The 20,155-nt window shown below is 40.6% G+C and carries 17 protein-coding genes; 9 read left to right on the top strand and 8 right to left on the bottom strand.

Features of this window, described 5'->3' with window-relative positions:
* Positions 1 to 88: 88 nt before the first annotated feature.
* The 3 genes from Q0212_RS09060 to moaC are packed head-to-tail and all read right to left on the bottom strand — an operon-like array spanning position 89 to position 1,307.
* Positions 89 to 547: a molybdenum cofactor biosynthesis protein MoaE gene (locus Q0212_RS09060; protein WP_297924694.1), complete on the bottom strand. Its 459-nt coding sequence runs from the start codon at positions 545 to 547 to the stop codon at positions 89 to 91.
* A gap of 41 nt (positions 548 to 588) precedes the next feature.
* Positions 589 to 843 carry a molybdopterin converting factor subunit 1 gene (gene moaD, locus Q0212_RS09065; protein ID WP_297924695.1) on the bottom strand — a complete coding sequence of 85 codons (255 nt, stop codon included), beginning with the start codon at positions 841 to 843 and terminating at the stop codon, positions 589 to 591.
* The gene (moaC, locus tag Q0212_RS09070; RefSeq protein WP_297924697.1) at positions 840 to 1,307 is read right to left on the bottom strand and encodes a cyclic pyranopterin monophosphate synthase MoaC; all 468 of its coding nucleotides are present in this window, start codon (positions 1,305 to 1,307) and stop codon (positions 840 to 842) included. Before moaC ends, moaD begins: the two co-directional genes overlap by 4 nt.
* 60 nt (positions 1,308 to 1,367) lie before the next feature.
* Between moaC and Q0212_RS09075 the strand changes: the two genes are divergently transcribed.
* The 3 genes from Q0212_RS09075 to hflD are packed head-to-tail and all read left to right on the top strand — an operon-like array spanning position 1,368 to position 3,588.
* On the top strand, positions 1,368 to 1,829 hold the full coding sequence (locus Q0212_RS09075) for an NUDIX hydrolase (protein WP_297924699.1): 462 nt from the start codon (positions 1,368 to 1,370) through the stop codon (positions 1,827 to 1,829).
* The gene (gene mnmA, locus Q0212_RS09080) at positions 1,826 to 2,950 is read left to right on the top strand and encodes a tRNA 2-thiouridine(34) synthase MnmA (RefSeq protein ID WP_297924701.1); all 1,125 of its coding nucleotides are present in this window, start codon (positions 1,826 to 1,828) and stop codon (positions 2,948 to 2,950) included. Before Q0212_RS09075 ends, mnmA begins: the two co-directional genes overlap by 4 nt.
* Positions 2,947 to 3,588 carry a high frequency lysogenization protein HflD gene (gene hflD / locus Q0212_RS09085; protein ID WP_297924703.1) on the top strand — a complete coding sequence of 214 codons (642 nt, stop codon included), beginning with the start codon at positions 2,947 to 2,949 and terminating at the stop codon, positions 3,586 to 3,588. Before mnmA ends, hflD begins: the two co-directional genes overlap by 4 nt.
* A 94-nt stretch (positions 3,589 to 3,682) precedes the next feature.
* On the opposite strand, the gene nirD is transcribed toward hflD, so the two are convergent.
* The 4 genes from nirD to Q0212_RS09105 form a co-directional block, all read right to left on the bottom strand.
* The gene (gene nirD, locus Q0212_RS09090) at positions 3,683 to 4,006 is read right to left on the bottom strand and encodes a nitrite reductase small subunit NirD (protein ID WP_297924705.1); all 324 of its coding nucleotides are present in this window, start codon (positions 4,004 to 4,006) and stop codon (positions 3,683 to 3,685) included.
* Positions 4,007 to 4,176: 170 nt separating this feature from the next.
* The gene (gene nirB / locus Q0212_RS09095; protein WP_297924706.1) at positions 4,177 to 6,705 is read right to left on the bottom strand and encodes a nitrite reductase large subunit NirB; all 2,529 of its coding nucleotides are present in this window, start codon (positions 6,703 to 6,705) and stop codon (positions 4,177 to 4,179) included.
* 138 nt (positions 6,706 to 6,843) lie between these two features.
* Entirely contained in the window at positions 6,844 to 9,534 is a 2,691-nt protein-coding gene (locus Q0212_RS09100; protein ID WP_297924708.1) for a nitrate reductase, read from the bottom strand.
* A 12-nt stretch (positions 9,535 to 9,546) separates the two neighbouring features.
* Positions 9,547 to 10,746, bottom strand: coding sequence for an FAD-dependent oxidoreductase (locus tag Q0212_RS09105; RefSeq protein WP_297924710.1), 1,200 nt, complete (start codon positions 10,744 to 10,746; stop codon positions 9,547 to 9,549).
* Between the two features lie 389 nt (positions 10,747 to 11,135).
* On the opposite strand from Q0212_RS09105, the gene Q0212_RS09110 reads away from it, so the two are divergent.
* From Q0212_RS09110 to Q0212_RS09120, 3 genes are all read left to right on the top strand, one after another.
* The gene (locus Q0212_RS09110) at positions 11,136 to 12,728 is read left to right on the top strand and encodes an MFS transporter (protein WP_297924712.1); all 1,593 of its coding nucleotides are present in this window, start codon (positions 11,136 to 11,138) and stop codon (positions 12,726 to 12,728) included.
* A 108-nt stretch (positions 12,729 to 12,836) separates the two neighbouring features.
* Positions 12,837 to 14,540 carry a bifunctional protein-serine/threonine kinase/phosphatase gene (locus Q0212_RS09115; protein ID WP_297924714.1) on the top strand — a complete coding sequence of 568 codons (1,704 nt, stop codon included), beginning with the start codon at positions 12,837 to 12,839 and terminating at the stop codon, positions 14,538 to 14,540.
* Between the two features lie 126 nt (positions 14,541 to 14,666).
* Positions 14,667 to 15,821: a D-alanyl-D-alanine carboxypeptidase family protein gene (locus Q0212_RS09120; protein WP_297924715.1), complete on the top strand. Its 1,155-nt coding sequence runs from the start codon at positions 14,667 to 14,669 to the stop codon at positions 15,819 to 15,821.
* A 47-nt stretch (positions 15,822 to 15,868) separates the two neighbouring features.
* On the opposite strand, the gene mazG is transcribed toward Q0212_RS09120, so the two are convergent.
* Positions 15,869 to 16,657: a nucleoside triphosphate pyrophosphohydrolase gene (mazG, locus tag Q0212_RS09125; protein WP_297924717.1), complete on the bottom strand. Its 789-nt coding sequence runs from the start codon at positions 16,655 to 16,657 to the stop codon at positions 15,869 to 15,871.
* Positions 16,658 to 17,057: 400 nt separating this feature from the next.
* Between mazG and Q0212_RS09130 the strand changes: the two genes are divergently transcribed.
* From Q0212_RS09130 to Q0212_RS09140, 3 genes are all read left to right on the top strand, one after another.
* Positions 17,058 to 17,834, top strand: coding sequence for an outer membrane lipoprotein-sorting protein (locus Q0212_RS09130; protein WP_297924719.1), 777 nt, complete (start codon positions 17,058 to 17,060; stop codon positions 17,832 to 17,834).
* Positions 17,835 to 18,164: 330 nt separating this feature from the next.
* On the top strand, positions 18,165 to 19,190 hold the full coding sequence (locus tag Q0212_RS09135) for a hypothetical protein (RefSeq protein WP_297924721.1): 1,026 nt from the start codon (positions 18,165 to 18,167) through the stop codon (positions 19,188 to 19,190).
* 9 nt (positions 19,191 to 19,199) lie between these two features.
* Complete coding sequence (locus tag Q0212_RS09140) at positions 19,200 to 20,141, top strand: UbiA family prenyltransferase (RefSeq protein ID WP_297924723.1); 942 nt, start codon at positions 19,200 to 19,202, stop codon at positions 20,139 to 20,141.
* The last annotated feature ends 14 nt before the right edge of the window (positions 20,142 to 20,155 follow it).

Here is a 20,155-nt window from a genome sequence, read left to right on the forward strand (position 1 = left end):
ATAGCGAAATTATTGAGTCAACGGTGGTTATGCTCAGAATGATTTTGATTGGCGCACAACAAATGGCTCATAATAAGCCAGATTTACGTTAGTTTTGCCATTTAGCCAAAGCCTGATTATCACTGTCTTTGGCTTCTACCCAAACACCTTCTGATTGCCCTGCAATATATTCCTTTTTCCAAAATGGTGCTTGGGTCTTTAAATAATCCATTATAAATTCAGCCGCCGCAAATGCGGCATGGCGATGCTTGCTAGCCACTGCCACCATAACAATTTGTTCTTGCGCCGTTAAATACCCTACTCGATGAATAACGGTAACACCTAACAATGGCCAACGTTGTTTTGCTTGCTCAACAATATTTTCTAAGGCTTTTTGCGTCATGGCAGGATAATACTCAAGTTCAATGGCTGTTACTTGACCATGACTGGCTTGCTCACGCACCAATCCAACAAAACTCACCACTGCGCCTGCATTGTTTAAATATAAGTTTTTAACTTCTGTCTCTAAAACAAAATTGTTTTTTTGAATACGGATGTTTTTTTTCATTTTTAAGTATCTTCAATTTAGGGAGTGTATAAATAAAGGGGTTAGCCACCTGTCACTGGTGGAAAAAATGCCACTTCGTCACCTTCATTTACCACACTCTCAAGAGTTGCCATTTCTTGATTAATCGCCACCAAGACCCCTTGTGTACAGGCAAATAGCTCTTGCCATACGCCGCCTCTATTAGCTAATTGTTGTTTTAATTCTTCAACTTTAACTGAATTAGGGAGTGTATAATTTTCTTGTTGAGTCGCAAGTTTCTCTCTAAAACTGGCAAAATAACAAATCGTAATGTTCATGCTTGCCAATCTCCTGATTTTCCGCCTGTCTTTTGTAATAGGCGTATTTGCTCAATAATCATGCCTTTATCTACAGCTTTACACATATCATAAATGGTTAATGCTGCTACTGAGGCGGCTGTTAACGCTTCCATTTCAACACCCGTTTGCCCTGTTAATTTGCATGTTGCCGTAATTTTAATGTGCTCTAGCCCATCTGCTTCCAGTTCTACTTTGACGGACGATAGCATTAAAGGATGACATAAGGGAATTAAATCACTGGTCTTTTTGGCAGCCTGAATACCTGCAATACGCGCCACCGCCAATACATCACCTTTGGCGTGTTTACCTTCAACAATCATATCGAGGGTTTGTGGCAGCATTTTAACTTTAGCTTCAGCAACCGCCACCCTAACGGTTGATGATTTTTCACTCACATCGACCATTCTGGCCGCGCCTTTCTCATCTAAATGTGTTAAAGACATGGATTCTCTCTATAATATTAAATTGAGCCTGTTTGGCTAATATATCAAGGAGTATAACAGATGAATAACTGGCAACCCCATGTCACCGTTGCAGTGATTGTTGAACGTGATGGTAAATTTTTGTTAGTCGAAGAAGAAATTTTAGATTCTCATGTGGATGTCTATAATCAACCTGCTGGTCATGTTGAGCATAACGAAACCTTAATTGAAGCAGCAAAACGCGAAGCACTCGAAGAAACAGGCTTTGAAGTAGAGCCAACCGCTTTACTGGGTATATATACCTATACCCCACCAAACAAGCCAGATACCACCTATTATCGTATGTGTTTTATTGCTAAAGCGATACATCATTATGAAAGACCACTTGATGAAGGCATTATTCGTGCGGTGTGGTTAACGTTAGATGAATTAGTAACGTCTAATCGCGCGCGCAGTCCTTTAGTGATAAAATGCATTCAAGACTATTTACGTGGTCAATCTTTTCCTTTATCTGCGATTTATGAGCATCCTACGTCACAATGAACGCTAATTTAACTTCTTCCACCGCCACCACTCGTCCAAAAGTTATTGTTGGTATGTCTGGCGGTGTTGATTCTTCTGTATCCGCTTATCTTCTTCTTCAACAAGGCTATGATGTTGAAGGCCTGTTTATGAAAAACTGGGAAGAAGATGACGGCACTGACTATTGCACAGCCAAAGAAGATCTCAAAGATGCTCAAGCTGTGTGTGACAAATTAGGCATCAAACTACATACCGCTAATTTTGCTGCGGAATATTGGGACAGAGTGTTTGAGCATTTCTTGGCAGAATACCAAGCAGGTCGTACCCCAAACCCTGATATTTTATGTAATAAAGAAATCAAGTTTAAGGCATTTTTAGATTATGCCCTTGTGTTAGGTGCTGATTTTATTGCCACTGGTCATTATACCCGTCGTAGTGCCGATAGTGATTGTGCACAATTACTCAAAGGTTTAGACCCCAACAAAGACCAAAGTTATTTTTTACATGCTGTTAATGGTAAACAGATCGCCAAAACCTTATTCCCTGTGGGTGATATTGAAAAACCTGAAGTGCGTCGTATTGCCGCCGAACAAGGTTTTATTAATCATGCAAAAAAAGACTCGACAGGCATTTGTTTTATTGGTGAACGCCGTTTTCGGGACTTCTTACAACAATACTTACCTGCACAAAAAGGTGAAATTGTCACCGATGAAGGCAAAGTCATTGGTGAACATTTAGGCTTAATGTATTACACCTTGGGACAACGTCAAGGTATTGGTGTGGGTGGTGTTAAAAACAGTGCTGAAGCCCCGTGGTTTGTGGTGGCTAAAGATTTAAATACCAACCGTTTGATTATTGGTCAAGGCCATGAACATCCTTTAATGATGTCACGTAGTTTATATAGCGAAAAACTCGATTGGGTTGCAGGCCATTTACCTGAGTTACCCTTACGTTGCAAAGCCAAAACTCGCTATCGCCAAGCCGATCAAGATTGTGTGATTCATACCGAAGGCAATGGTGTGCGTGTGGTATTTGACCAAGCTCAACGTGCTGTAACGGCTGGTCAATCCGTGGTGTTTTATGTTGACGATATATGTTTAGGTGGTGGAGTGATCGAAAGCACGGAGTTATGGACAGCATGAGCAATATTCATCGGCAAAAAGTTTTAGCCTTAGCAGCAGTCTTTCAGGCAGCGGCGTTAGCCGATAATTTAGCACGTCGTGGTACAGCAGATACCACTGCAATCAAAACACTACTTGATAGCATTATTGTCTTTGATACCGATAATCCTGAAGCCATTTATGGTACACCTCAACAATTATTAATCGGCTTAAAATCGTTAGAAGCTTGTTTGAGTGTTAATAGCCTTGATGACAACAATCAACATGCTAATCAGTTGCAATATGCTTTAGGGATGATTCAACTAGAAAATCAATTAAGCAAATCGGATAAGCTGTTAGAAACACTACGCCAACGTTTAGAACAAGTGCAAAAACAACTCGTGGTTTTTGATAATGATGTGACCGCTCAACCTATGATTAATAATTTTGCGGGCATTTATATTGATACGATTGGCACCTTAAAATTTAGACTACAAATTAAAGGTAAAGAGCAAAAATTGCAAACGCTTGGCGTGCCAGAGCAAATTCGTGCGGTGTTATTAGCTGGAATTAGAGCAGCTTGGTTATGGCGACGCTTAGGTGGACGCCGTTGGCATTTGTTATTTACACGCAGTTCGATTATGGAAGAGTTGCGTGTGTTAATTAAGGAAGTCAGATAGGCGTATTTTCTCTAAAAATAAAGACTTACACATTTCATTGAAATAGCAAACAGTGAATTGCGTAAGTCCTCAAAGTTAAAAACACTACCCAAAATCAAGCCCTAATATATACATACTCATCCTGTATAATCACATCATAGGCAGGTACTTTAACGCTATTATCTTCTAAGCATTCGCCAGTTTCCAAATTATAGTGATGCTTATAAATAGGTGATGCAACTACTTTTTGACCTTGTAAATCACCTACTAAACCGCGTGATAAGACATTAGCTTCACTAAATGGATCAAAATTGCCAATGGCAAAAATATCGCCACTATGCAATTTGAACACTGCAACTTGTTGGCCTTTGACTAAAGCACCGACACCCAAATTAACTGGTAATTCGGCAACTGGACAAATTTTTACTAAATTAGTCATCTTTTTACTCCTGATAGATCAATGACCTATCTTTCAAAACTGGGTGTAGAAAATGGGTTTCCTTCGTTAACCCATCCTACACTCAAATATTTTATACAAAGCTCTCTTCGCCCTTCGACTCCGCTCAAGGCACATTGAACGGAGTCATAGGTAGCTGAGCGAAGTCGAAGTTAAACTTCTGCAACCGCAATACGGCCTGCTTTTTCTTGAACCGTTGCAGGACGGATTTGACCACGCTCTTCAACAAAGACCACGTTGTTATCCACTTCATCACTATTCACGAAAGAGCGGAAACGTTTGAGAGTTTCTGGGTTATTGATGGCTTCTTTCCATTCACAAGCAAAGGTATCAACCACATGTTGCATTTGGCTTTCGAGTTCAGCAGCAATGCCTAAAGAGTCATTGATAATCACGTCTTTGAGGTAATCTAAACCACCTTCTAAATTGTCACGCCAGACGCTAGTCCGTTGTAAACGATCAGCCGTACGGATATAGAACATTAAGAAACGGTCTACATACTTGATTAAAGTTTCACTATCTAAATCACCAGCCAATAACTCAGCATGACGTGGCTTCATACCACCGTTACCACAGACATATAAGTTCCAGCCTTTTTCGGTCGCAATCACACCTACGTCTTTGCTTTGTGCTTCGGCACATTCACGCGTACAACCACTCACCGCAAATTTGAGTTTGTGTGGACTACGTAAACCGCGATAACGATTTTCTAAATCAATGGCAAAACCAACAGAATCTTGCACACCATAACGACACCATGTTGAACCAACACAAGATTTTACGGTACGTAAAGACTTACCATAAGCATGACCTGATTCAAAACCTGCATCGACCAACTCTTTCCAAATCACAGGTAATTGTTCAACACGTGCACCGAACAAGTCGATACGTTGACCACCCGTAATTTTGGTGTAAAGTTTGTACTTTTTGGCCACTTCACCAATGATAATTAAACCTTCAGGCGTAATTTCACCACCAGGAATACGTGGCACGATGGAATAAGTACCATCTTTTTGCATGTTGGCTAAGAAATAGTCATTGGTGTCTTGTAAACCAGCCAATGGCTTTGCCAAAATATGCTCATTCCATAAAGAGGCAAAAATGGAGGCTGATGTTGGTTTACAAATATCACAACCATCACCTTTACCGTGTTTAGCGATAAAATCTTCAAACGTACGAATGTTGCCAACTTTTGCAAGGTGATACATTTCTTGACGTGAATAAGCGAAGTGTTCACAAATATCTTTTTTGACTTCCACACCACGTTTTTGTAATTCACATTTTAAGACTTGACCCACTAAGGCAGAACAACCGCCACAACTGGTGGCTGCTTTGGTGCAAGATTTTAATTCACCTAACTCCATGACACCGCCTTCAATGGCAGTACATAAGTCTTGTTTGGTGACGTTATTACAAGAACAAATCACCGCGCTCATGGGTAAGGCATCAACCCCTAAACCAACAGGTTTACTGCCATCGGTAGCAGGTAAAATTAAGGCTTCGGGTTTTTCGGGCAAGGTCATATCGTTAAGCTTGAGCTGTAATAAATCGCCATAAGCTTCAACATCACCTACTAACACCGCACCTAATAACTTTTTACCATCATTAGAAACAACAAGCTTTTTATAAACTTGATTACGTTCATCAATATAGCTGTAGTTTAAACTGCCCGCCGTTGCACCATGTGCATCACCAATTGACGCAACATCCACACCCATTAATTTGAGTTTGGTGCTCATGTCTGCGCCAGTAAATTGTTTGTCGTCATTGCCTAAAATATGGGTACAGGCCACTTCTGCCATTTGATAGCCTGGTGCCACCAAGCCATAAATTTTGCCATCCCACAAAGCACACTCACCGATTGCATAGACATCAGGGGCATTGGTACGACAGAAGTTGTCAACAACAATACCGCCACGTGGCCCAACAGTAATACCATTCGCACGAGCGATATCATCACGTGGACGAATACCCGCAGAGAATAAAATCATGTCAGTTTCGAGGCTAGTACCATCAGAGAACTTCATGGCATGACGACAGTTTGCGCCATCAGTAATTTCAACGGTGTTACGTTCGGTGTGAATGCCCACGCCCAATTCAGCGATTTTGCTACGTAATACTTTGCCACCCATATCGTCAATTTGCACCGCCATTAAACGTGGGGCAAATTCAACAACGTGAGTTTCTAAACCTAAGTCTTTCAAAGCTTTAGCAGCTTCTAAACCTAACAAGCCACCACCAACAACCACACCTACTTTTGAGCTAGCAGCTGTTTCTTTAATGGCATATAAATCTTCGATGGTACGATATACCAAGCAACCTTCACGGTTGTTACCTTGTACAGGGGGTACAAAAGGATAAGAACCTGTGGCTAATACTAATTTGTCATAATGAAACACATCACCATTTTGTGTAGTGACCGTTTTGGCAGCAGTATCAATGCCTGTGGCACGAGTATTTAATTGCAAGCCATAACCTGTGTTACTAAAGAAATCGTTTGGTGTAACACTGAGGTCTTCGGCGGTTTTACCACTAAAGAAAGCGGATAATTGTACACGGTCATACGCAGGACGTGGTTCTTCTGCCAACACAATAACTTCGTGTGGCACTGTTGCTTTTTTGGCAAGGTTTTCTAAGAAACGGTGACCAACCATACCGTGACCAATCATGACTATACGCATTGCTGACTCCTGCTGTATTTGCTAGCTAGAGGTACCTGTTTAAACGGGGTACTAACAGACGGCGTTGTCTGCGGGTATTTAACAGAACACGTTTGTTGATACTGCCAACATTACCAGTATCCGTGTTTGTTGCTCAGTTTAAGCCTGAGCAACGGGAATTAAGCGAGAAAGGATTTTCTGTAACTCTGGCTGACATGATCCACAATTCGTGCCAGCTTTTAGACATTTACCAATTTCTGCCACACTTTTTAAATTATTTGTAGCAATTGCTCGTTCTATAGTCTTTTCTCCTACGCCAAAACAGGCACAAATAATTCTTCCAACATCGGCATTAGGGTCAGCAGGCTTACCTGACAATAAAGCGCGACGACTGAGTTTATCTAAAGGTTGATTTAACAGAGACATTAACCATGCGCGTGGCGGTAAATCTGCTTCAGCACCAAAGAAAGCCAATGCTGTTAAATTATCACCATCCAACCATGCATAACGTTGTTGACCAAGGCTAATGTCTTGATATTCAAGGCGTTGTCCTTGTGGCTGTTGCAACCAAACACTCGCCCAATCTAACCAATCATTGGGTTTATGTTGGTGTGCTAACTCATAACGCCAGCCTTTTTCTAAACGTATTGCTACCGCATAATCACACTCAGGCAAGCTTAATGGGGTATTACTTAATAAATAACCATGCCATGCTGCCTCAAAACGGCTCACTTTCACAGGAGTGTGTTTATTTTCAGGTTGGCCAGAGACAGGATCAACCGCAGGGTTAACCACTGCTCCAACTCTGGATTGACGCGTTAACACACCTGTCCAATGCATAGGGACAAACACAGAACCTTCACGTTGACCATCACTCAATTGTGCTCTAGCAACCGCTTTCCCCCACTTTGAGCTAATCTCAACTAGATCACCTGCTTGAATAGAAAGTTTTTTTGCATCATTTGGGTGCAATTCTGCATAAGGTTCACCAATATGTTGCAACAATCTTGGTGTCAATCCTGTCCGAGTCATCGTATGCCATTGGTCACGAATACGGCCTGTATTTAAAACAAATGGGAATTCTGCACTTAATGCATTTTTTGGTGCACGACTGGTTAAAGGTACAAATTTAGCCAAACGATTGGGCGTATAAAATTGACCTTGGGCAAATAAACGCTCTGTACCTTGGTCTTTGCCTAAAACCGGCCATTGAATTGGCTGTAAGGCATTATATTGGTCGTTATCTAATTGACCTAAACCCACCAAGTTAAAATCGCGTAAACCCGACTCAAGGTTTGCATCATTTTCAAACGCAGATAAGGCAACATGCTCATTAAACACATCAGCAGGTGTTTGATAATCAAAGCCTTCAAAGCCCATGGCTTGTGCAACTTGGCTCAATGCCCACCAATCAGGTTTGGCTTGTGCAGGTGCTGGCAAAAAGCCACGTTGACGTGAAATACGACGCTCCGAATTGGTGACTGTGCCATCTTTTTCGCCCCAACCCAAACTAGGCAATAAGACATCGGCTAAGCGCGTGGTATCTGTATCGGCAATGCAATCCGAGACCACAACAAGCTCGCACTTCTCTAAGGCAGCACGCACTTTATCGGCATTTGGCAAGGATACAACGGGATTAGTCGCCATAATCCAGACGGCTTTTATTTTGCCATCATACATTGCATCAAATAAGTCAACGGCTTTTAAACCTCCTTGTTGAGCAATCACGGGTGATTGCCAAAACCGTTGTACACGCTCACGATGTACAGCATTTTCAATATCCATATGCGCAGCCAACATATTGGCCAAACCGCCTACTTCACGACCACCCATCGCATTAGGTTGGCCTGTTAAAGAAAACGGAGAAGCACCTGCTTTGCCAATACGGCCTGTCGCTAAATGACAGTTAATAATGGCATTTACTTTGTCTGTGCCGGCACTGGATTGATTAACACCCATCGAAAAACAAGTCATGGTTTTTTCTGTTTGACAAAACCAATCAAAGAAAGTGGCTAAAGTTTGGCTATCAACACCAATACGCTCAGCAAGCGTTGCCACATCACCCACATCTTTATTAGCAGCAGAAAAAGCTTTTTCAAAATCAACGGTATACTGAGAGATATACTGAGGATCTAAGGCATTTTTTTCGGCCAACTTCACCAATAATGCATTGAATAACAACACATCCATACCCGCTTTAATGGGTAAATGTAAGTCAGCAATTTCATTGGTTGCTGTTTCACGCGGATCAACCACCACAATTTTTAATTCTGGACGATTTGCCTTAATTGCTTTAATGCGTTGGAAGATAATAGGATGACACCACGCAGTATTTGAACCCACCAACACAATCAAATTAGCATGGTCAAAATCGGCATAAGATGCTGGTACAGTATCGGCACCAAAAGCCCGCTTGTGACCTGCCACCGCAGATGACATACACAAACGAGAGTTGGTATCAATATTGGCTGTGCCGATATAACCTTTCATCAATTTATTGGCGACATAATAATCTTCAGTCAAAATTTGACCAGAGACATAAAATGCCACTGATTCTTTGCCATGTTCAGCAATAATTCGTTTAAATTCATTGGCCACTTTATCAATTGCTGTTGGCCAAGAAACGTTTTGTCCTGCAATTTGTGGCTCTAATAAACGCCCTTCTAAACTAATAGTTTCACCTAAGGATGAACCTTTAGAACACAAACGACCATAATTTGCAGGATGCTCTGTATCACCTTGAATAGTGACGATACGTTGCGTTTGATCTTGTACTGTCGCCTTAATACCACAACCAACGCCACAATAAGCACAAGTTGTATGCACTAAATGATTTGCCTGAGTTTGCATACCTTGAACCCCTTATTGACCAAACACTAAATCAGCACGAATATCCGAAATGTCTTGTTGCTGCTTAATTAAATCAAAATACCAATTGCCATCTTGAACATCACCAAATAGCACAGCACCAACTAATTTATTATCCTTAATAAACAATCTCTTATAAATACTTGAAGAGGTATCTCTTAACACAATGGTTTCCGCATTTGCCCCCGAAAAATCACCTGCGGAAAATAAATTGACACCACTAACTTTAAGCGTGGTGGCGGTGGCTTTTTGTACATAACGACCAATACCAATCTCGGCAAGATGTGTGGCACAGACTTTGGCTTGTTCGTATAAGGGCGCAACCAAACCAAATAACGCGCCACGATGTTGCACACATTCGCCCACTGCATAAATAGATGGGTCAAAGGTTTGCATGGTGTCATTGACTAAAATGGCTTTATCGACTTGCAAACCAATTTGTTTGGCTAACGCCACATTAGGACGAATACCCACTGCCATAATCACTAAATCAGTCGGTAAATCTTCGCCATTTTTGAAGGCAATATGGCTTAAATGACCATCATCTAGGGCAACGATTTCTTTAGTCATCGCCCCCATTCTAAACTTCATGCCATTGGCTTCGAGCTGCTTTTGCAACAAATGGGCAGCTTCGCTATCTAGCTGACGATTCATCAAACAGGGCGTATCGTGAATCACCGTCACATCGACACCGCGTTTTAACAAACCATTAGCCGCTTCTAGCCCCAATAAACCGCCACCAATCACCGCCACCCGTTGTTTATGTTGAGTAACTTCGAGCATGGTATTTACATCACGAATATCTCGAAAACTTAACACACACGCATGATTATGATTAGCAATGGGAATAATAAATGGCACTGAACCTGTCGCTAATAACAAACGGTCATAATCAAAGCTCAGCCCTGCATCGGTTAATACTTGTTTGGTCTTACGGTTAATATCCACCACTACTTGACCACTGACCAACTCAATGCCTTGTTGCAAATACCAGTCAGGGCTGTGCAGCACAATTTCAGCAAAGGTTTTTTCACCTGCCAACACAGGCGATAACATAATACGGTTGTAATTGCCGTGCGGCTCTTTGCCAATGACAGTAATGTCATATAAATCAGGCGCGAGCGTTAATAATTCCTCAACGGTACGCATACCTGCCATACCATTACCGACCACGACTAATTTTTGTTTGTTCATTGCCAATGCCTATTATCTAGGACTTACATGAATGGATGAGCAAAAGACCAAGAGCTTCCAACACTAGATTTACAAAATCTAGTTGTCTCTCTTAGCCACGTTGCTAAAGGATGAGATAAATTTTTCAGAAGTTTTAGTCATTACGCTATCAGCACGTAAGTCTAAAAAAGAATTTTCTGAAATTATTTAAGCAAAATATATGCCACCTTAAAAATAAGCGATTTATCCTATTCAGTAAATCGAAAAATGCACCATTACCATGCTTTGCCTCATAAAAATGCACCAAATGCACCACGAGCAAACAATCATCTTAAAGTAATCTTTTTAAGGCAAAACCAATAACCACAAGGTTTTAGCGTAAATGGCATAACAATTGCTTAGGGCTTCACATGATTAACGCAACGGCGCGTCTAGTCCTATTGATCTACTTTGAGTTTAATCAGCTCAATAAATCAGGGTTACACGCAAAGCCGCATCATGATTTATTGGGTTTTACCGTTGCGAGGCAGCATATGGCTTTAAAAACTATCCCACTCTTTACATGGAGTGAGCCACGAATCCGTACCCTACACTTCACTTGGCTAGCATTCTTTATTACCTTCTTAATTTGGTTTGCTCACGCCCCGTTAATGCCTGTATTAAAACAATACTTTGGTCTGACACCTGAACAAGTCAAAGCGATTTTGATGCTTAATGTGGCAATTACCATTCCTGCGCGGATTTTAATTGGCGTGTTGGTTGACAAATTTGGCCCACGCAAAAGTTATAGTTTCTTATTAGCCTTTTGTGGAGCGTTGTGCTTGTTATTTGCCGCCGCTCAAAGTTTTGAATGGTTAGCGGTCATGCGCTTTTTACTAGGCTTTGTCGGTGCAGGTTTTGTGATTGGTATTCGTTTAGTGAGCGAATGGTTTCCTGCGCGTGAAGTGGGTATTGCCGAAGGTATTTATGGTGGCTGGGGTAACTTTGGTGCTGCGGTTGCCAGTATGACCATGCCCTTATTAGCCTTAGCCTTTGGTGGTGATGACGGCTGGCGTTATGCCATCGGCACAACAGGTGTGATTGCCTTAATTTACAGTGTGATTTTCTATCGTAATGTGTCTGATACACCTAAAGGTGCAACTTACTTCAAACCACAAAAAATGGGTGGCTTAGAAGTCACTAGCAAAGGCGATTTTATTTTTTATGCTTTAATGAACGTGCCATTATATTTAGCTTTAGCCTTATTAACATGGCGTTTGTCGCCCGAAGGCTTAAAATTATTATCTGCCGAAGGTGCATTGATTGCTTATGTTGTTATTGCGGCCTTAGCACTTTATCAATGGACTAAAATTTGGCACGTCAACAAACACTTATTTACTGGTGAACACCCTGCTGCGCCAAGCTATAAATTTAAACAAGTGGCTATTTTAAACTTAGCATACATGGCCTGTTTTGGTTCGGAATTAGCCGTTGTATCGATGTTACCGTTATTTTTTATTGATACTTTCCATGTTAGCCCTGTGTATGCAGGCATGACCGCAGGCTGTTTTGCGGTGATGAACTTGTTTGCTCGCCCTAGTGGTGGTTTGTTTTCTGATGCTTATGGCCGCCGTAAAATGTTGGTTATCTGCTTATTAGGTCAAACCATTGGTTATGCCGCTATGTCACAAATGGGTAGTGAATGGTCGATTGTCATGGCAATTGCCACTGTCTTAGCAACTTCTATTTTTGTACAAGGCGCATGTGGTGCGGTTTACTCTGTTGTACCGTTAATTCAACGCCGTATGACTGGCCAAATTGCAGGCATGGCAGGTGCTTATGGCAATGTCGGAGGTGTAACTTTCTTAACTGTTTTGAGTATGGTTAGCCCAAGCACCTTTTTTTGGGTGCTTGCTGGTATTTCGGCATTAGCTTTAGCCAGTGCATTCTTCTTAGATGAACCTAAAGGTCACATGGTTGAAAAAGACGAACATGGCAATGTGCATTTGATTGCGGTTGAATAAACTGCCTAAAGTGAGCGAGACAAAGCAGACAAGGAGGTCTGCTTTTTTATTAGATAGGCACAATTTGTGTATATTAAAAACAACCTTTATTGTCGAGTGTTTAAGGATATGAATCACCAGTTAACGGTTAAAGCGGCACAATTATCACATCAAGGGCCTAAAGACAGCAATGATGATGCGATTGGTCTGCATTTACCACAAGGACATGGCATTGCTAGTCAAACCCTCGCTGTGGCTATCGCCGATGGTTTAAGCAGTGCCGAAGGTGGCAGAATTGCTGCCGAAACCAGTGTCACTAATTTTTTAAGCGATTTTTTTGCTACCCCTGCTAGTTGGTCGATCAAAACATCAGGTTTTAAAGTTTTAGAAGCCTTAAATCGTTGGCTGCATGGTCAAGGTCAACATTATCATAATCATCACCAAGCACACCTGACGACATTCACCGCCTTAGTGATTAGAGGTCAAACGGCTCATGTGTTTCATATTGGTGATAGTCGTTTGTGGCGTTTACGGGGGGACGAATGGGAATGTTTAACCAACGATCACGCGTTAAGCACACGCAATGGTAATCAACTAACACGTGCTTTAGGCATGGATTGGCGTATTGATATTGATTATCAAGAGTTTAATGTGGAAGTGAGTGATATTTACTTATTATCTACAGATGGGGTTCATCAATTTATTCCGCCCAAAGAATTAAAAGCGATTGTCGCTAGTCGAAGTGAAACCTTAGAAGCACGTTGTGAAGAATTAATTGCCTGTGCCGAAAGTCATCATAGTGATGATAATCGCTCTTGTCAGATTATTGATATTATTGATTTGCCTAACAATAACCAACATTTAGCATTAGACCTACAAAAATTACCACCGCTGCCACCTGAACTTAAAATAGGTGACTGTATTGATGATTATATTATTGAAGCTGAATTACAAGCTAATGCCCGTAGTCATATTTATTTAGTTAAAGATTTACACGACCAAAAACAATATATATTAAAAACCCCTTCCCATAACTTGGCTGATGATATTGAAGCCTTACAAGCTTTTCAGCGTGAAGATTGGATAGGCCAACGAGTACATCATCCTGATATTGTCAAAACTTATGCCCCTACTCGACCACGCCATTATTTATATTTAATTCAAGAACATTTACAAGGTCAAAGTTTAAGAGCTTGGCGGCAAAAAAATCCTCATGCACCTGTAGAAACGATTATCAAATTTGCCAAACCCATTATTAAAGCTTTGCGTGCTTTACATAGACGCGAAACCCTACATCAAGATATTAAACCCGATAATTTGTTTTTAACTCAAAGTAGCTCGATTAAATTGATTGATTTTGGCAGTGCTAGTGTGGGCAGTTTGGCCGAAAATCTGAACTTACGCGCAGGTGCAGCCGAATATGCTGCACCCGAATATGCTTTAGGTATTGCTCGTGATGGTCGTGCCGATCAATTTAGTTTGGCTGTGACATTATACGAACTATTAACGGGTCACTATCCTTATGGAGAAAACTATAAACACTGCACAACACCCAAACAATTTCGCAAACTTAGCTATACCAGTGCTTGCCAATATAATCCGCATATTCCTTTATGGATTGATGCCGCACTTGGCCAAGCTTTAAGTCTAAACCCAGAACAACGTTATGCCGACTTAAGTGAATTTTTACATGACTTAGAACGGCCTAACCCCCATTTGACCTTAAAAAGTAAACCGTGGCTAGAGCAAAATCCTTTGTTATTTTGGCAAATTACCTGTCTTTTATTATTGATAAGTAATGTCATTATTTTATTTGCATGGCTAAAAAGGTAGTTTTTTGTCAAGCAAGTTATACAAAACTCAGCCATGAATAATGCTAAGATTCGCCTCAATTTATTTTAGGCTTGTTCAAGAGCAGTTATCTTTTAACTGCTCTACTTTATTCATAGGCTTTGTATTATGTCTAGCTATAGCAAAATTTTTGCCCTCAGTGCAACTTTAATTAGTCCTTTCGCGCAAGCAACAACGGTTATTCCAGCTCCTCCTGTTTTAGAAAATAAAGCTTTTGTGTTAATGGACTATGATTCGGGCAAAATTTTGGCTGAATCAAATGCTCATGGCCATTTAGCACCTGCCTCGTTAACCAAAATGATGACCAGTTTTTTGGTAGAACAACGTTTATTAAAAGGTCAACTCAAAGAAGATGACCAAGTATTGATGAGTCAAAATGCGTGGTGTCGAGGTACTAGCAAAGAATCATGTATGTATGTACCACTCAATAGTTATGCCTCGGTATTAGATATGCTACGCGGTATTATTATTCAATCGGGTAATGATGCGTCTAAAGCGGTTGCAGAACATTTAGCAGGCAGCGAAACCGCTTTTGCCGAATTAATGAATGGTGAAGCCAAACGTTTGGGTATGAAAGACACCCAATTCAAAAATGCTACGGGTTTATCTGAAGAAGGCCACTATACATCTGCTAACGATATGGCTTTATTGGCACACGCGATTATTAAAGATAGCAGCAAATATTACCCCATCTACTCCGAAAAAGAATTTACCTACAACAACATCAAACAAGGCAACCGTAATGCCTTGTTATTTACCGATCCAACCGTTGATGGCTTAAAAACAGGCCACACCGATGAAGCTGGTTATTGTTTAACGGCCTCTAGCAAACGTGGCTCTATGCGTTTAATTTCGGTGGTGATGGGTACACCGAGTATGCAAGCTCGTGCTGACCAAACTCGTGCCTTATTTAACTGGGGCTTTAGCAATTTTGAAACTGCACAAATTCGTCCTAAAGGCCAAGAATTAGCCAAACCTGTGGTTTGGTTTGGTCAGGCAGAAAACGTTTCAGTCGGTTTAGCCAGTGATATGAATGTTACTTTAGCGCGTGGTGAAAAAGACAAATTACAAATTAGCCTTCAAGTGCCTAGTTCTTTAGATGCACCGATTAAACAAGGTCAAGAAGTGGGTAAAATTATTGCCACTTTGGATGGTAAAACTGTTGGTGAACAAGCGTTAGTTGCCTTACAACCTGTTGAACAAGCTGGCTTCTTTACTCGTGTTTGGCACGGTATTAAACGCTTCTTTGTCAACTTGTTTTAATGCATTAAACATCCCTCTCTTAAGCGGAGAGGGATCACTTCTATCATTCAACCTTTGATCTCAGCCATTTTTGCTAATTGCCAAAAATGCTCCATTTCAGCCAAATTTGTATCAGCAAATCCTTTATCTCGCTGGCGTAATTGGTCTTCAATAAAGTTAAAGCGACGGGTAAATTTATCATTGGCTTTTTTTAAAGTTTGCTCGCTGTCTAACTTTAAATGCCGCGCTAAATTCACTGTACAAAACAATAAATCACCCAACTCTTCTTCGACAGTTTCAGGGGTTTCTCGCAAGGCTAAATCAATTTCATCTAATTCTTCTCTAATTTTTAAAATCACTGCCCGTGTATCGTTCCAATCAAAGCCCATTTTTGCCACAGTTTTTTGCAGCTTTTCGGCACGGGTTAATGCAGGTTGGCCACTGGCGACTTGATCTAATAAATAACTCGTTTTATCAACTGCTTGCTGTTTTTCTTGGGCTTTAATGCTCGCCCATTGTGTACTCACTTGTTCAGGGCTAAGCTCGGTTTGTTCAGCAAATACATGTGGATGTCTGCGAATCATTTTTTGGCTAATACTATTAACCACATCATCAAAACTAAATAATTGTTGCTCTTGGGCAATTTGTGCATGAAACACCACTTGCAACAGCAAATCGCCCAACTCTTCACACAAATGTTGATAATTTTTGCTATTCACGGCTTCAGCCACTTCATGCGCCTCTTCAATCGCATAAGGTACTAAAGACTCAAAGGTTTGTTGCTTGTCCCAATTGCAACCTTGCTCGGAACGAAGCTGTGCCATAATTTGGCGTAAATCATCAATGGTATACGACATAAAACTTTCTCCATTTATAAAAAATTAATATTTTCAATAACATTACATTGAATAATAACTAAACATTTAGGCTTATTTTAACGTTAAGATTGTTTCAATAGTCAAATATCTGTCATGTTTCATCAATAGATGCCTAGTTAATTCTTCTAAAATCGCCTCAAGATTTAGTCATTCATTTTTTCATAATTATTCTAAATATTGATGAATATACGTCTACGTATAGTCTTATAAAGCTTGTCGTTTTCAGGGACTTAGAACATCAATCTCACAGACTATATTAGGACTTAGGCGCTAACCTCAGTGAAAGGCGTAAGTTCTATATAACCTTGATAGTTTGTAGATGAAGTCATCTGACTTCATCCCTAAAAATTGCTATAAGTTACTGATTGGGGCTGCGTTAATGCGTTATCTATTGATTAGTTTAATAATGATTGTCAACTCTTCATTGAGCTTTGCTGGCCAAGCTGAAGATATTGCTCAAGAAGCAGATAAGCGGGTTCATGGTTATGGTGATTCTACCGCCAATTTAAAAATGACCTTAATCAGTGCTAGTAATGAAACCTCTACTCGTCAATTACGTGTTAAAAGCCTAGATTTAGGCAAAGATGGTGATCGTAGCTTATTAATCTTTGATACGCCTAAAGACGTTTCTGGCACTGCCCTGTTATCTCATACCCAAGCGACTGGCGACGATTTACAATGGTTATTTTTACCGAGCTTAGCACGTGTTAAACAAATTTCTGGCCGTAATAAATCTGGCCCATTCATGGGTTCAGAGTTTTCCTTTGAAGATATGGTGATTTCTTACTGGCAAAAATACAGCTACAAACTGCTTAAAGAAGAAAAATGTGCTGCTAATAATAATTTAATGTGTTTTGTTTTAGAAAAAACGCCTTTAGATAGCAACTCTGGCTATAGCAAACAATTAGTGTGGATCGATAAACAAGATTATTTGCAGCATCGTATTGAATTTTATGATCGCAAAAGTAGCTTAGCCAAAGTGTATACCGCCAGTGACTTTAAAAAGTTTTCAGCCAATTTATGGCGTCCCACTACCATGTTAATGGTCAATCAACAGACTCACCGTCAAACTCGTCTAGATTGGTCGGATTACCAATTTAAAACGGGCTTAAGCAAAGATGACTTTACTGAAAATGCTTTAAAACGGCAAAAATAATTTTTTTGATGAAATTTAAATCAATAAGTCGTTCGTTGTGTTTAAAATCCTAACATTTTAATATGAGTTTTAAATGTTACTACGTCATGTTTGCCACAGTATTTTTGCGTTAAGCCTCCTCAGCAACGTTGCTCAAGCTTATGAGCTTAAATCAGAATTACGTCTTGAAAGCACTAATTTTTTGAGCAAGGCGCACAACAGCAAAGCCAATTCACAGGCTCAATTGCAGCTCAAGTTGAAGTCAATCAGGCTTTAACCAATAGCCAGCAATTACAACTACGCGTTTTTGGCCGTGTTGATGAACAAGATAATCATCGCTCTGGATTGGATGTGCGTGAGGCTTTGTGGACCTATGCTCAGCAAGCGTGGCAAGTGCGTGCAGGTGTTGGCCAAGTATTTTGGGGAACAACCGAAGCACAACATTTGGTGGATATTGTTAATCAAACCGATTATTTGGCTAGTTTAGATGGCGACGTTAAATTAGGTCAGCCTTTAGTTAATGTCAGTTGGGAACAAAATCAGCATTTAGTGGATTTTTATGTTTTGCCCTATTTTAGAGAGCGTCCGTTTGCAGGGGCAGATGGTCGTTTACGTTTGCCCTATGTGGTTGACTCTGAAGCAAGTTATGAATCAGGTGCAAAACGTCAGCACCTTGATGTTGCCTTTCGTTATCAATTTAACCAACAAAATTTACGGATAGGTCTTAGTGGTTTTAGTGGTACATCACGCGAACCAATCTTAAGCCCTGTTGTTGACCCAAGCCAATTTAGCTATATGGCGACACCTTTTGGCGTCGTAGTACCAACAGGCTTTGTTGGCAATTATAAGCCCTATTTACAAGCTTATTATCCAATCATTCAACAACTTGGCATTGATGCTCAATACATTATTGGCGACTGTTTATTAAAACTCGAAGCGATTGATCGACATGGTTTTAGTCAACGTTATCAAGGCATAGACACAGGCTTGGAATATACCCAAGTTCGCGCTTTTGACAGCAACGTTGATATTGGTTGGTTAGCTGAATATTTATATGACAGTCGCAATAACACCGCCACCACCAGTTTTGAACATGATGTGTTTGTGGGTTGGCGTTTTGCCTTTAACGATGCCAGCTCTAGCGAATTATTAACAGGTGTGATTAGCGACATTCACTCTCACGAACAAGCATGGAAAGTTAAAGGCAGCACTCGCCTCAATGACTCCAGCAAGATCAGCATCGAAGGTCGTTTTTTTCACACCAAACAAGACGTACCTAGCCCTTTTTCTGCATTAAGCACTCAGCCTTCAGATGAAAAACTGTATCCCTTAGCCGATGACAGTTTTTTACGTGCCGAATTTAGCTATTATTTTTAGAGATTAATCATGAAAAAACCCCATAACCTGACTTTACAAGATGCGTGGCCAAAACGCTTTGTTGGCTGGATGAACGAACGTTTTCCGTTTTCTCATGCCCTATTATTTTTTATTTTGTATTTAACCGCAGCGGCAATTGCGCGTGCGGCTAGCGGTGCAGAACATATTTTACAAACTCAAGACATTATGGGCTGCTTAGTCACATGGTCTTTCTTTTTAGTGTTACGCATTTTTGATGAACACAAAGACTACGAACTTGACTGCCACAATCATCCACAACGTGTTTTGCAAAGCGGTTTAATTAGCTTAAATCACTTAAAAATCGTTGCTGTTTTAGCGATTGCTTTACAAGTTGGCTATGCCTGTTATTTAGATCAAGGCGTGGGTTCAACGCTGATCGCTTGGGCAATGATGTTTGCATGGACATGCTTAATGGGTAAAGAGTTCTTTATCGCCGAATGGTTAACTCGCCATTTAACATGGTATGCCGTGTCCCACATGATGGTAATGCCATTAATTGTCTGGTGGTTGGCAAGCATGGCTGAACCTAATTTAAGCCTCAATCTTTCCTTACAAGCGTTTATGAGCTTGGCATTTTTAAGTGGCTTTTGTTTTGAAATCGCCCGTAAAACCAAAGGTCCAGAAGAAGAACGCGACAGCATTGAATCTTATTCACGAATTTTTGGCACACGCGGCTCAGCAGTAGTCGTCATGGGCTTATTAAGTGCAATGGTTGCTAACCAAGCCTTTTTAGTTAGCCAATTAAGTAGTCAATTTCCAATCTGGGCAGCTGGGGTTTTAGGGGTGTTTTATAGCCTAGCGATGTTTCAAGTTGGCAAATTTATTCAAAGCCCTTCGGTTAAAGGCCGCGAAAAAAATGAAGCGGTTATTGCTTTAAACATGTTGGCAGGCTATGGCGTTTTAATCGCTGTAGTGATTGCAACTCACTAATTTTTTGAGGATTT

The sequence above is a fragment of the uncultured Agitococcus sp. genome (genome assembly GCF_937920075.1).
Taxonomy (GTDB): domain Bacteria; phylum Pseudomonadota; class Gammaproteobacteria; order Pseudomonadales; family Moraxellaceae; genus Agitococcus.